At 35.8% G+C, this 16,225-nt stretch carries 5 protein-coding genes; 1 reads left to right on the top strand and 4 read right to left on the bottom strand.

Features of this window, described 5'->3' with window-relative positions:
• Window positions 1–362 precede the first annotated feature (362 nt).
• A complete protein-coding gene (locus tag INT04_RS01220; protein WP_166541448.1) occupies window positions 363–617 on the bottom strand; it encodes a hypothetical protein in 255 nt (84 codons plus the stop codon).
• 1 nt (window position 618) lies between these two features.
• On the bottom strand, window positions 619–1,815 hold the full coding sequence (locus INT04_RS01215; RefSeq protein WP_193014341.1) for a VENN motif pre-toxin domain-containing protein: 1,197 nt from the start codon (window positions 1,813–1,815) through the stop codon (window positions 619–621).
• Between the two features lie 32 nt (window positions 1,816–1,847).
• On the opposite strand from INT04_RS01215, the gene INT04_RS01210 reads away from it, so the two are divergent.
• Complete coding sequence (locus tag INT04_RS01210) at window positions 1,848–2,030, top strand: hypothetical protein (protein ID WP_193014340.1); 183 nt, start codon at window positions 1,848–1,850, stop codon at window positions 2,028–2,030.
• A 55-nt stretch (window positions 2,031–2,085) separates the two neighbouring features.
• Here INT04_RS01210 and INT04_RS01205 read toward each other — a convergent pair whose 3' ends face one another.
• Complete coding sequence (locus INT04_RS01205; protein WP_193014339.1) at window positions 2,086–2,685, bottom strand: hypothetical protein; 600 nt, start codon at window positions 2,683–2,685, stop codon at window positions 2,086–2,088.
• Window positions 2,685–16,154, bottom strand: a complete 13,470-nt coding sequence (locus INT04_RS01200) for a hemagglutinin repeat-containing protein (RefSeq protein WP_193014338.1) — start codon at window positions 16,152–16,154, stop codon at window positions 2,685–2,687. The genes INT04_RS01205 and INT04_RS01200 overlap by 1 nt, the downstream gene beginning before the upstream one ends.
• Between the last annotated feature and the right edge of the window lie 71 nt (window positions 16,155–16,225).

Below are 16,225 nucleotides of genomic sequence, written 5' to 3'. Positions count from 1 at the left end.
GTAAAAAGTATATAAATATTTTCATTTCTCATCCTTTGATTTTAACTCTTCTGTAATTATTTTATTCGCACCTTCGGAACCAATAGCTCCAATTGTACTTCCAACAATACTTGGTACTACTGATACACTCGGCGGAGCTGTAATTGATGGCATTACAACTAATGGGCGATCTTTAAGCCCACTAGACCAAGGATTAAATTTATTATCAAAATGATGAGTTAACCATTTTGTACTTCCATACCCTCACTCGCCAAGCTGGACAACTGATCATCCAGCTGGCTGAGAACGAGTAAACTGATTGAGGTAAAAGATTAAAACTTGTCGGCATAGTCACTGTTTAAATAGCCACTATGCCATTATTTTTATAGATCTTTGTACCTATCTGGAAGGTATCTTCTATTCTCCATTGATTTTATTAGATTTTTTAGATCTGCTAAGTAATGTGATAACTCTTGTTTATTTGAGCATTCCGTTTTTTCATATATTTGCTCATCAGATAAATGAGTTAAAACGTAATTTAAGCAATCTGTATAAATTACAACTTCCGATTCAGATAAACGAATATCAAATAAAGTTACATCTGCTTCTGGTATGTAATTAATTTTTAGTGTATCCATCTTACCACCTCACATAATCAGAAAATTTTTCTTTAAATTCATCTAGTTTTTCATTACTAGGTCTATTCCATCGACCATCTCTAATACGTTGAGCCGTATTTTTGTCGCTATTTTTAAATGACGTGACCACTTCGCCATCAGGCTCAATTAGATGTATTCTTCCATCATTACCTTTTACAACCCAACGACCATCATCTTGTATTAATATATCGGAAGGTCTCGATTTCTGAACATCATTAATGACGGAACCAACTGGCCGACCCTCTTTATTTCTGATCCCCGCATGTTCACCTTGCGTAATTTTGTCCAGATAAGCAAGATCATCTAACGTTGGTTTTTCAGGTACTGGTGTTTCTGTAAAGTTATCTCTTGGCTTAGGTATCTGGTCACCACCAGTATCTGTCCAAATTTGGACTGATATTTGCTCTCCTCCAGTATCAGTCTGCCCTTGGTCTGGTATCTGATTGCCACCCGTATCAATCCTATCTTGATCTGGTATTTGATTACCACCAGTATGTGATGGTATACCAAGCCTACCACCCCAAGGTTCAGAGCCAAATATTAACCTTGCGAGCCCTTTGTTATGAATTATTTGTTCATCAATATAAGCAACCTGTTCCGGTGAAAGGTTCCTCATGGCTTTTATATCACCATTTCTGGCAGCAGCTCCAGCATCCATGGCTTCTTGAATTTGCGCTGATGTTAAACCAAAATTTACCCCTAATTGCATAAGACCATTTCGACAGGTCGCATTTTTCATGCACCATTCATAACCCTTTTCTAGGCCTTTAATGATTGGCTTAGCAGCACCTATCGCATTATTCTCAACCACCACCTTCCCTGCTTGAGCTGCATTGGCAACGCCTGCACTATTATCGCTGATTAAACCGCCGACAACCCCTGAAGTTAACGTTGCCCATGCACTTATATTCTGCTTTTCAGTCTCGGTGAGTTCTTCGGGGGTTTTGCCATAAAGTGAGTGCGATAAAATACCCACTGTTTCCCCTGCCATTGCGCCAGAGGCTTGCACTACTGCATTCTCGCCTTTTGCCAATGCAAGGCCTGCATTCAGTAAGCCGTGCGCTATCGTGCGCTGAATATCACTTTCAACACTATTACCTTGGATTTGGTTTTTCACTTCATTAGCAAGATAAGGTGCTGAACCATTAGCAATCGCGGTAACAATATTATTGCCCATTATACCTTGCGTAAATGCGGTGATGGCTTGGATTGCACGGGTATATTTACCGCCCGTACCAAAGTCGGATTGGTTGGTATAATCCTGTAATGCTTGCTGGAAGAGGTGATTTTGAATATCACGCTCAGCAACGTTATCGTTGGTTTCTGAAAGGGCTTGATAAAGATTGTCGTATCAAAAACATCCCATTGCTCAAACAGATAAGGAGTGAGTAGGTATAAAAACTTAAGGAGATCTCGGCATTACGCTAAAATCTCCTCCGTTATATTATTACTTTGTGTACATTTTCGGGAAATACTTGTTGATTTTATCGTTATCCAATACTTTATCGAGAGTAAAATCTACTGTATCAGAAACGGCTATTCCATGACGTAATTCTTCAGGAAAGTCATAGATTGAAGCGTATATCGTTGGTACTAAGTACCTAAAATAATCACCCATTTTAGTTTTTCCAGTAAAACCAACAGGATAATCTTCCCCTTCCACATTCCCTTCTATACCGTGATATATAAAAAAGCCTTTTCTAGATGGCATATTAATTTCATTAAGTTCTCCACTAAGATGCCTATTTACCCAATATTCAATATCTTCTCTATATTTGAAATCTCGATATACAAGAGATGAGTATAAATCAAGAATAGTTTTTCCATTTTTATTTTCAGGATATGTAGTGTATTTTTCTGATTCTTCCCACTTAAATTCATTAAGTTCATCTAATAAATTTTCAAAGTTATTAATTGATAAAAGAGAGTTAGGTAACCAACCCCAGCAATTATTAACCATTACAGCTATCTTTCCATTTTTATCCATTGCAAACCAAGTATAAATAGTACCAAAACCGGGTTCCCAATGACTGTTTGATGTATTCATTATTTTATTTCCTTTGGCCATGTGACTTTACAATTATCACATGTTTCAATAATTATCTTTTCTGAGTTTAAATTTCCATTCTCTTGACTAGATGCTTGCCTAAATGCTTTAGGTCTTAATGCATCAGTAAATTTAATATTTCCAGGTTTAGCACCTTGGCGAACCAATGAATCTGCCGCCGATACCTCAGCACATGCACCAACTTTATTTTTACAAAAATGAGTAAACTCACCTATTTCGACTCCTAACTGTTTCTTAATATAGTCTACTGTTGTTGGATGTAGCGAATCTGCAGTAATTTCTTTATTGCTATATCCTACGGCTGTTTTACCTGTTTTAGAATCGTAAGCACCAATCATTGTTGCAATTTTTTCAGCTTGAGTATTAGATTTAAACTTACCTATTTCATTGATAAGTTCTTGATGAGCCTTAGTCGCAAATATTTGTTCTTCTTTGGTTAAATAATTACCAAACTTCGAAGATTCATTTCCTTTCTGACTTGCTTCTAAATTCTTTTTCAGAGCATCTTCTATTTCATGTTCACTCTGAGTGATCTTATCCAGATAAACAACATCATCTAACGTTGGTTTTTCAGGTAGTGGTGTTTCTGTCAAGTTATCTCTTGGTTTAGGTATCTGGTCACCACCAGTATCAGTCCAAATTTGGACTGATATTTGATCTCCTCCAGTATCAGTCTGCCCTTGGTCTGGTATCTGATTGCCACCCGTATCAATCCTATCTTGATCTGGCATTTGATTACCACCAGTATGTGATGGTATACCAAGCCTACCACCCCAAGGTTCAGAGCCAAATATTAACCTTGCGAGCCCTTTGTTATGAATTATTTGTTCATCAATATAAGCAACCTGTTCCGGTGAAAGGTTCCTCATGGCTTTTATATCACCATTTCTGGCAGCAGCTCCAGCATCCATGGCTTCTTGAATTTGCGCTGATGTTAAACCAAAATTTACCCCTAATTGCATAAGACCATTTCGACAGGTCGCATTTTTCATGCACCATTCGTAACCCTTTTCTAGGCCTTTAATGATTGGCTTAGCAGCACCTATCGCATTATTCTCAACCACCACTTTCCCGGCTTGGGCGGCATTAGCAACGCCTGTGCTATTATCGCTGATTAAACCGCCGACAATACCGGAAGTTAACGTTGCCCACGCACTTATATTCTGCTTTTCAGTTTCGGTGAGTTCTTCGGGGGTTTTGCCATAAAATGAGTGCGATAAAATACCCACCGTTTCGCCTGTCATTGCGCCAGAAGCTTGCACCAGCGCATTCTCACCTTTTGCTAGAGCAAGGCCGGCATTCAGTAATCCATGAGCTATCGTGCGCTGAATATCACTTTCAACACTATTACCTTGGATTTGGTTTTTCACTTCGTTGGCAAGGTAAGGCGCGGAACCATTAGCAATCGCGGTAACAATATTGTTGCCCATTACACCTTGCGTAAATGCGGTGATGGCTTGGATGGCACGGGTATATTTACCGCCCGTACCAAAGTCGGATTGGTTGGTATAATCCTGTAATGCTTGCTGAAAGAGGTGATTTTGAATATCACGTTCAGTAACGTTATCGTGGGTTTCTGAAAGGGCTTGATAGAAATTGTCGTAAGCCGTATCAGAAAGATTATCGAGTTTTGAATCAGCTTTCGCTTGGTTCGTGCCACGAATAGTGTCCACCGTGGTGGCTAAGTCGATAACTTGCGCCCCAATTTCGCCCACTAATTGTTGTTTTTGTTGGCGATTTTGCTCTTTTTCTTTGTCAAAGATTTTATTTAACGTGCTGTGAGCATTATCGGTATCTTGGCTTAATTGCGCGATATCTTGCTGTTGATTGTCGCTATCACGCACTGTCCATGTCCCTTGTGATACCGCAGATTGAGTGGTGTTTTCAGCGCTGTCACTATGGTTGCCTGCCATCGCTAATGCATGCCCCATATTCGCCAGCATATTCCCTTCAACGCCACCTGAAGTACTTACACCACCAGATTGATGCTCAACTTTATATTCTGCATAGTTATGGATATCACTAAAGCCTAATGTACCTGTATCTAACTGATTATTTTTTGCATCGGCTTTACTGCTGATCACCGCACCATCAAGCTGGGTATGTTTACCCACGGTAAGATCAAATCCTTGATTGCCTGCAAATAAGCCGGTTTGTTCTTCCACTGAACGGTATTTACTGTCCATTTTATCGCGACTAAACGAGATATTGGCTGAACCTCCCGGTGTGCCCATCACATTGACACTACCACCCACACTTTCACTCGATTGCTTCGATTTGTAGTCATCAATGGATTGCTGGCTTTCAAGGTGTAAATCCCCACCCACTTTCGCAATAACTTTATCACCTTGAGCTTGTGCGCCTTTTAGGGTTGTATCTTGACCGCTTTGTAAGGTGAGTGTTTGCCCTGCATTCAACGTGGTATTGGTGTAATAAGTATGATCCCCCTCTTCAAACCCCTTACCTCGGCTACCATTGGCATTAATATTAACGCCAACACCGCCAGAGCCCACCGTCACACCAACGCCAACAGACGCACTTTTACTTTCGTTTTTACTATCTGTTGTTTCTTGATTTTTTGCCGACTGTAAGGTGATATCACGGGTAGCAATCAACGAGAGATCGTTGCCAGCTTGCAGTTCACTGCCCGTAACAGTGATATTACCGGTTTCTTTACCTGTTGCGGTGATAGCGAGGTTTTCACCTGCACTTAAACTACTGCCTTGAGCAATATTTCGTTGGTGTATGGTTTCTGATCCAGAAGAACTTTTACCATAAGCAACATTAGCGCCAATTAACGTTGTGCTTTCATTATCTGTACCTGATTGGGCATTATCTAACGCCACAGCACCCACTGCTTGAGCACCAGAAAGCCCAGCTTTGATACTTTGTAAGGTACTAATTTGGCTATCGTCAGTTTCTTTGGCAGCTTTGTATCCCGCAATAGCGCCATTGATAGCACTTCCTGCCGTACCGCTTAGGGCAACCGTCACACCACTTTGTTTACTTTTAGTTCGACTTAATTCGGTATAGCTATTTTCAGAAGAAGAAATATCAACAGAATCCCCAGTAAGAGATATCTCCTTTTTGGCAATCATTTCACTGCCATCTATAGTGAGATTATCACCCGAATTTATACGAATATTACCCTCAGTACTGCCGATTACACTGCCTTTATAGGTAATCGCATCACTGTTATTCAGCTGTTCAAAGGTTGATTTCCCGACAGTAAAACCAATCCCCCCAGTACCGCCAATTCCTGATTTTTTGATCTTTTCTTCATAAGATTGAAACTCTAATTCTTGTGCCGTTGTTAGTGATAATTGATGACCGGCATCAAGATTAATATCTTGTGTCGCAATAATTTCACTACCTTGTGCCGTTAAATTATTGCCCGCAGAAACCGAAATTTCATTCCCTTTTAATAGAGAGCCTGTTGCTTGTTTATGATGAATTTCAGCATGTGTAGTGCGTGTTTCCGATGAACCAAACGATTTATCTTTTGTGACACTATGGGCAATTTGATCAATTGAGGAGTACCCGCTTTTTAGCGAAATATCATTTCCTGCATGTAATCCTAACAGTCCCGTGGCTTGAATATCTGTTGCTGTAAGATGAATATCTTCACCCGATTGCAATGCAATATCCCCCCCATAAAGGCGAGAGCCTACCTCTTCTTGCGTGGTTTTATGCAGATAGTTTTTACTATCCCAATCTATATTTTCTTGGCGAACCGTATTGATAGTTCCTAACTCAATATTTTCACCTGCATTTAATAAAACTTGGCTATGACCACCGGCTAAAATATCTGTTGCCGTCAGTTCTAAGTTACGTGTTGCCTTTAATGCAATCTCACCATCAGGCTCTGTTAAATAAATGGCAGCACCACGATTTATCCATTGATTAACTTCGTCACCCTTTGTTGTTGCGGTACTAATAAGAGAATGACCCGCTTGCAAATTAACACGACTTTGCCCTGCAATTTGACCACCTTCATTTTTAATATCGTGTAACGCGGTTAAATCAACGGTTTTTCCTTTTATAAGGCCTTGGTTTATTAAATTATCTGTTGATGCCTGTAATCCATTTTTACTTAAAATAGTTCCTTGGTTTTTCAGCTCTGGAATATTATTTAAAATAACTTCGCTACCTGAAAGCAATGCACCACTATTTTGTAAATCACCCGGTAATACTCTGGCATAAACTTGTGGTACCAACACTTTTTCAACAGAACCATTGGGTAGAGTGATTTCCCTACTGCTTAATAGCACCATATCAGCCGTGATCATGGCCATTTGCTCTGCTGTTAGCGTTACACCCGGTTTAATACCAAACTCTTCACTAAAGCGAATACCTGCATCCATCAATGCATGATATTGCTGTTCATTATCATTGTGCCCGTCTAAATATTGATTTCCGGTCAATTGGATAATTTGATCGCGGACTATGCGTTGCTCATAAAATCCATCACCAATGCGTTTATGCGTATTATTATGATCAATCGAGAGCGCATTTTGCATATAATCTGAACTTAACCACGCTCTTTTATTGGTGAAACGAGAGTCTGTTTCAACAATATATTGGCTATCGGTTCCTTTATTTAAGTTAAATAAACGATTTTCAGGTAATTTCAATATTGGCGCTATTGTTTGAATATTAACCTCAATATTTTTATTTTCTATCGGTTTATCCAATTGAGGTACTGTAATAATTTTACCAATAGGCTGTTGCACTAAAGGCTGTTTATCTACCTGTTTTATTTCAGGTAGGGTTAAATTTGGCTGATTAATTTCAGTCTGTTTAATTTCAGTAATAGATACGTCATCACCTACTTTTAAAACTTTATTTTCAGCCGTTTTTTGCTCAATAGTTCCATCTAGTTTTTTGGTTTCTGTCTGCCCTGATAAGATAAAATCATTCTGTTCAGATAATAAATCATCTTGATGTTGTGTTAACGACAATTCATTAACTAATTTTTCGGTGCCTTTATCTAATGTAATAGAGGCAATATTTTCAGTATGAACATCAACACTTTTTTCTTTAATACTTAAAAGACCAAACTTTGGTTTAGTCGATATAATAACTTCATTAGTTTCACTTGCCTCAGGACGTTTATCTGACGTTTGATTGCTGTTTTCTTTATATTCTAATAAGCCCAATGGCAAATCAGTCACTACCTCAAATGGCCCATATTGAGTACTTGAAGTCGAACTGCTTTTTTTCTTACGTCCAGCCTTACGCTTACCTGGACGTTTATGCTGTATTGCTGTTCCTTCGTGGTATTCAATATGTTGCCCAGCTGTTTCCTGATTATTAATATGCATTCCATCAATAATCAGTTTTCCACCTGCAATAATATGACTGTCTATATTGTTTAAATTATCACCTTTTAGTGTAATATCCTTACCCGCTAATATTAATGCAGGATCACGGTGTAATAATTTAGATTCTTCGGTAATGATATTATATTTAAATTCATAAAAATCTTTATATTGTCTACCATTAACATGTAATAAATGTTCACGAGTGTTTATGTTGTACCCGATTTTTTCATCATCAGCGTCAAATTTATCACTACTGTAATCAACACCAAATTGATACATTGGAACTTCAGACACTTTTTCGGGATCACTTATTTTTAAATAGAGATCACGGTTATTAATTTCTGAAATATGAGCAAATAAATTGCCACTGGCTTCAATTGAAGCACTTTCATTATTAAGAACATCAGCCGCGATACTTTTTTGCGGATTTTCGGTATCAAACCCAGCAATTACCATGTCATCGCCACTATAAATCAAAGCATGATTACGATTATTTATCGTATTACTGAAAAGTTGTAAATTTTCACGAGAGGCTAATACAGGTGCAATTTCATCAAATTCTGCATTATTATCTAATCGTTGGCTTTTTATATAAATATTATCGCCATATATACGGCCACCAACTTGGTTATAGATTGTCGTTGCAGTTAAGGAAAGTTTACCTCCAAAGGCATCAATCAACCCTGTATTGTACAGATTATCTGAAACAGTAATTGTTAAATGCTTGGCACTAATTTCACCATTATACTTGTCATTATTATCAGGGCTTCTTGCAATACGAGTCGGTATTACCTCATTATTTTTTATAGGCTCATGATTGGTAAAGTTCATTGCTTGAAGTGAAAGTTGATTACCAGCATAAATAAATCCACGGTTATCAATTTCTTGTTCTGAAGAAAGTATTAATGAGTCCTGAGCTTTAATTGTGGCATTTTTATCTAATACAAACGCACTTTTGAGCTGAATTTCACTTTTACCTGCCGAAATAACATCACCATCACCCGTTAAATTTTCAGCCCATAAACGAAGCTGTGTCGTTGCTGCTAATAACCCTTTTTTATTATCAATAGCTAAATTATTTTTTGATGATCCCGCAATGGTCAATTCATTAGCGGAAATCAAACCACTTTGATTATTTAGTTTTTCCGTTGGTGTTAATGTTAATAATTCACTCGCCTGAATAATACCTTGATGATTAAGAAGTTCATCAGTTGAAATACGAATATTACTTGCCTTTAGCCCTAACTCATCATTTTGAGTTTGTTGGTTATCCAACTTCTGAGTATTGAGGACTAACAAGCCTTGAGATTGAACTTGTCCTAATTGGTTATTAAAACTTTGCGCTAACGTAATATTGGCATTATTTCCAGTGACAATATGCCCTTTCTTGTTATTGACGCTATCACCCTTAATAACCAGATCTTTTTTAGATAACAATGTGCCTTGTTGATTATCTAACGCTTGTTGATTTAATTGAATATCAAGTTTTTCAATTGATTGAATATGCCCTTTTTGATTATTTAAGGTACCAATATCTAATTGTGTTTCAGTACCACTAATCACACTACCTTTAGTATTGATTAATGTTTTTTTATTTGTATTTACTGATAGCTGATTATCAGATTGTAATAATCCTTCCGTATTATCCAGTTTTTGAGCATCAATTTTTAAAATTGATTTTGCGTATAATGTCCCTTTATGATTTTGTAAATCAGCACTGTTAATTGTTACAGCATCGCCTGCTGTAATATATCCTTGTTGATTATCTAATATGCCACTTTTTAGCCAAATATTATCAGAAGAAACTAAACTACCTTCGCGATTATTAAGCAGAGAATCCGCATGATTTATTTTTAACAAACCAATTGATGAAATTTTTCCTTGGAAATTATTTAATTGGGAGGTGGTTAGCTCTACTTTTTGCCCAACGGTGATTAATCCCAATAGATTATTGATTTTTTCAGGACTCGTTAGGTCTAGATTAGCGGCTACTGAAATTAATCCTGCCTGATTATCAAGTTGTTTAATTTTCAGATTAAGATTATCTTTAGCAATAATACCTGCTGTTGCTTTGTTATCAGTGTTAGTTAACGCGCCATCCGCATGAATTGTTAATGCTTTCTCAGCATAAATTAATCCTTGATGATTATTAACATCTTTTGCTTGTAATTTGAGCGTGTCATTATTACTCGCTATTGTACCTTTTGTATTATCAAGTTGCTTTGCGGTAATATCAGCATGTTGATTAGATGCAATTTTTCCAAATTGATTGAACAAACTTCCACTATTAATGACTAATTTTGCTAATGTGCTTATTGTTCCATTTTGGTTATTAATTTTTTGTTGTTGGGTTTTAATCACTAAATCATGTTCAGCAGTAATAACACCTTTTATATTTTCAATTTCTGTTGTGATAAGATTTAATTCACCCTGTTTACTGCCTAGCTGTGCTTGGTTATTAATCAGTTTACCACTTGTGATATTGACGTTATCATCCGAAACCAATCGTCCTTGGGTATTAATGATATCACCCGTTTTTAATATCAATGTACCTTTACTAATAATACCTTTGGTCAAGGTTTGGCTATTATCTAATTGATTTCCTTGAGTATCTAATGTGAAAGAAGCCGCCGAATAGAGTGTCCCTTTTTGATTATTTAGTGCTTGTGTTACTAATTTAAGGCCATTAGATTGACTGGCAATTTCACCATTTTGATTATTTAGTCCAAGGCTGTTAAGTAATAGTGATTTTGCAGAAAATAGATATCCAGATTGATTATTTAATTTTCCCGTAAATAAATTAAGTGAACCTTGGCTAATCACCCCAGCATTAGATAAGGTATGACTATTATCAAACTCATTACCTTGAGTCTCAATCGTTAAATCATTTTTAGCACTAATTAATCCGCTTTGATTATTAACAGCCAGACTGTCAATAGAAACATCGTCTTGTAGGCTCCCAATTTTCCCTTTTTTGTTATTAATATTTTGAGCAAAAAGAGATTGTTTTGTCGTCGATATTATCTTTCCATCTTCATTAATAAGATCACCAACATGAATTGTTAATTCTCCTTTACTAACAATACCGCCACTCTCTTTAGTATGGCTATTATCAAGATATTGCTCATGGGTGTTGATATCTAGATTACTTATTCCCGTAATTAAGCCCGCATCATTAACTATTTCACCACTTTTAATCGTAATATTATCAGACTGACTCACTATTACGCCTTGATGGTTATTTATTTTCTGTTTATGGGTATTAATATCCAATAAGGAAAAAGCACTTATTAACCCTGAAGAATTAAATAATGATTGGCTGTTTACTATTAGTTTCCCAGCTTGGCTCGCTATTGTGCCTTGTTGATTATCAATTTCATTAAAAGATAATTGATTATCTTTCTTGGCGATCAAACGCCCCTGTTGATTATCAAAATTTTTCGCGGTAATTTCAATATCACCATGACTAACAATACCTAGTTCACCAACGGTTTCGTTATTATTTAGCGTCTTTTCTAGTGTTATTTTTAATTTTTCTGATGAGTAGACTAACCCTTTGTTATTATTAAGCTGATTTCCTGTTACGGTTAGCTCTTTTTGCAGACTCGCCAATTTTCCTTGTTCATTATTTAACTCATTAAAAGTGATCTTTGCTAAACCCTCAGCACTTAAATTACCTTGAAGATTAAGAATATTACCTGAATTTAATAATAAGTTACCTTTAGTTAGAATACCTTTATTATTTTTAGTATCACTGTTATCAATATCATGACCTTGAGTATTAATAAGCATATTCTTAAAAGAATAAATCAATCCAGATACATTATTTATAGCATTTGAATTTATTGTTAATAGGCCATTGTCAGCAGAAACAACCCCATCATGATTAATTATTTTTTGCTGTTGAGTATCAATAATCAGATCAGTTTTAGCAATTAAATGCCCTTTTTCATTATTGAATTTACCACTTTTTAAGGTAATATTCTTTTGGCTAACAATGCCACCGCTTTGGCTAGTGTCAGCATTATTAATACCATATTTATTCGTATCTAATGCTAAAGTGTCTTGTGCTGAAATAACGCCATAACGATTATCAATTTGATAGGTATTTAGAATTACGGATGATTTTTCACTCCCTAAACGCCCTTTGTAGTTAATTAAATCACCCTTTGATAAAAGACTAACACTATTTTTCCCAATAACTTGACCTAATGTATTATTAAATTGGCCATTATTTTCGATCGTAACACTATCGTGCCCTTCGATTTTTCCTTTTGTATTATCGATATGATTACCCGAGGTCACTGTGATCGCTTTATTTGCAGAAATCTGTCCTTGAGCATTATTTAAGTTTTTTGTTGTTATCTCTAAAGAGTGAGCACTTGATATTTGACCTTGTAAGTTATTTAGATTTTCATTATTTGTAATACTAATTGTATTTTGACCAATCAATTTACCTTTAGTGTTATCTATCGCACCACTTTCAATTGTAAGATTATGCTTACTAAAAATTTGACTACTGCCTTGCTGGCTCTGATTACTTAAACGTGCGCCTTGTGTATTAATGGTAATATCATGAGCAGTAATAGAACCATCATTATTGTTTATTGCTTTACTGGTAATAGATAAATGATTATTTAAACTACCTAAAATTCCTTGTTGATTGATAATTTCATTACTTTCTAATATGAATTTTTCACCAGAAACAATACGCCCGTTAGTGCTGTCAATATTTCCACTCGTGATGGTTAATGAACCTTGGGCTTCAATACCTTGGTTACTTTCTTTGGTATAACCATTAGTCAGTTTATCACTTAATGTTAATAGTAAATTTTGAGGAGAAAAAAGATGACCTCGAGTATTATCTAGCAATAATCCTTTAAGTGTTAAACTCGATAACTCACTAGCAATTTTGCCTGCATTATTTTTTACGACTTGGGTTGTTAAATTTATTGCTTGCTTAGCAAGAATTTGCCCTTGTAGATTATCAAGTTCTCCACTTTCTAGTGTCAATTTACCTTGACTAACAATACCACCACTCTTTTTTGTCTCACGATTATCAATTATTTGCTGATGGCTATTAATCGTTAAATCTTTACCTGTAATAATCAAACCTTGTTGATTATTAATTTCACCCGTTTTTAAATCTGCACCTTCAGTTAAGCTTATTTTTCCAGCTTGGTTAATTAAGGTAAATTTACCTGTATTCAGATCTAACGTTTTTCCATCAATAATACCTTGCCCGTTATCTAATCCGTCTGTTGTTAACAATACAGTTGTTCCGCTAATATCACCTTTATAGTTATCTAAAGCCCCTGTATTTAATTCTAGTTTTTGACTCGCCTGAATACCTTGATTATCTTGTGTATCTCGGTTAATAAGCTTTTGTTTATGAGTATTAATTGCAACATTTAACGCATTAATTAACCCTGAAGTATTATCCCAACCTTGGGTCTTAGCCGTAAAATTCTCCTCAGTTACTATTTGACCTTTTAGGTTATTGACTGTTTTAGCCCGTAAATCAATGGTTTTTCTAGCATTAATAAAACCTTGCGTATTATTGATATTTCCCGTTAGTAAATTCAATGCAGTACGGCTATTTATACCACCTGAGTGCTGGGTATTTTGATTATTTAATACATTCCCTCTGGTATCAATCCACATGTTGCTTTCAGATTGAATACTGCCTTCGCTATTATCAATACCTTTTGCTGTAAAATGGAGCGTATCTTGGGCAACAATAATGCCTTTCTTATTATTCGCCTCATTACTTAAGGTTATACTTAATGTATTAGCCCCCATTTCACCTTGCTGATTGTTCAATCGATCTGCTTGAATTTGGCTGTTATCAAGCGTAATAATCTTACCTGTTTGATTATTCAATTCATTCTTTGAGGTTAATGAAATATTTTTTTCAGCCTGTATAAGACCTTTTGAATTATCTAATTGACCCACTTCTATTTTATTGTCGGTAGCTGCAATTAACTTACCTTCAGTATTAATCAAATTTTGTTGTGTTGTTATAACAAGATCATTATTTAATGTTCTGATTTCACCTTGATTATTATTGATTATATTCGCTTCAAGCGTTAATTGGTTTTGAGTTTGAATTTTACCACGTTGATTACTGAGTGTTTCTTCAACTGTAATCACTGTTGCTTTATCACCGGTTTGCTTTAAGGTCGCATCGTCATGATTCAAATTGATCGCAGTAATAGTAATATTCTCAGCCTGCGTTGTTGCTTCTTCTAAATCAAGCTGTTGGCTTTGTAGAGATAAGTGACCTGCTGATAATAATGTTCCGTCTTTACCAGAAAGATGATTAGTTTCTATTACTATTTGCCCTTGTTTAGGTAAAGAAATTATCCCTTTTTGATTATTAAGTTCTGTTGTATTTATTATTAACTGGTTACCTAAACTTTGAATATTTCCTTCTTTATTATTCAACGTTTTGTGTTTAAAGTTCAGCACACCTTCTGTATTAATTTCACCCTGTTGGTTATTTAACACATTCGTATTGAAAGATAATTCACGAGAGCCTGTTTGTGTAATTTTCCCCTTGGCATTATCAATCAATTGAGGTGCCGTAAGTGAAATAGTATCACCTTTAATTTCACCGTGGCGATTTGAGATATAAGTACCCGCATCAAGCACTATTTTTTCAGCATTAACTTGAGCTGAATCAGAAATAACGTGGCCTTCTGTCGCTTTTACTTGCAACGATTTACTTTGAGTATGACTCTTTGAAAGATCAATACTCTTAGCATTAAATGTAATATCGCGACCACTTAAATGTTGACCCGCAGAATTTAATTCATTATTTATATTTAATGTCATCGTTGCGGGTTTTAAAATATCACCTTGATGATTAACGCCAGCACCTAACTGGCTTTTTTTCTCTGCTAAATAATTTTCAGCCTCAAGTTGAATATTTTCTTGTGCAAGGAATTTACCTGTTGTAGTTTGAGAAACCGTTCCTTTTGCATCGATTTGAATATTATTTTTAGCTTGTAAAGTCCCACTATTTGCTAAATGGCTTTCGACAGTAACCGTTAAATCTTGCTGACCAACGAGAGATCCCTGATTATTAAGGCTCACTGTTTTTATGTCTAATGCTGAATGAGATTGGATCTTTCCACTATTCACCAATTGCCCATTATTATTAAGTGTTAAACCACCAATATCGGCACCAATTTCCCCTGCATTATGTACACCCACACCATGTTCCGTACCAATAAGTTTTATTTTATTGGCATACATCCCCCCAACCAGTGCAACATCAATGGCATAGTCAGTTTGTTTTTCAGCTTTATCATCTTGATTAATAATATTGCCTTCATTATCTAATCTATTTTTACCTGTGGTAATTTCTAATTTATTAGCTTGAAGTCGTGAGTTAATTTCTACTGCTCGCGCTAAAATACGTGTGTAATCACTCGCTGTATCATTTAATCCATTTCCTGAAATAACAATTTTACCATTATTAATTTCATATCCTGTGATTGCACCATCTTGCGTTAATGCATTTCCCGCAACTAATGTGGTATTTACTGCATTAATAAAGCCACAACCTTGGCAACTGATCCCTGCTGGGTTCGCAATAATAATTTCAGCACGTTGACCTGCGACCTCAATAAAGCCATTTAATTGACTCGGATTTTGGCTATTAATTTCATTTAAAATAACCTTAGCTTCACCTTTAACTAACCAAGGATTACCCGTTACCATGCCCGCTAATTGAGTTTGTGTATCTTGCAGACTGTTATTTAAAATTGCACCTTTATTATCAACATCAAACTGCGTAAATTGATTACGTGAAACACCATGTTGATTCGGTTGCTGAATATTAACTTGAGCAAGCCCATTACTTGTCTGTAATACTGTTGCTTGTTGATTTTGAGGCGCGTGTTGATCAGCAATAATTTGACTCGCTTGTGCTGAAAAACTCACTAATCCCTGCATCACCAATAGAATAAAAGCGACACTATTAAGTGATGTTCGAATAGGTGATGAAAAAATACTATTTCGTTTACTGTTTTCACCGCTAGATTTTGTTAATTCAGAAACGACAACCATTAATTGTCGAGTACGATTATAAATAATACGATAACATAATTTATTCATGTGTAAGTTCCTTGTCAAAAAGACAATAAAATTTCATTTAATTATTATTTTTTATTTAATATTTGAGTTAA

The sequence above is a fragment of the Proteus sp. FME41 genome (genome assembly GCF_014897315.1).
Taxonomy (GTDB): Bacteria; Pseudomonadota; Gammaproteobacteria; order Enterobacterales; family Enterobacteriaceae; genus Proteus.
This window is presented reverse-complemented; position numbering and strand designations above follow the sequence as displayed.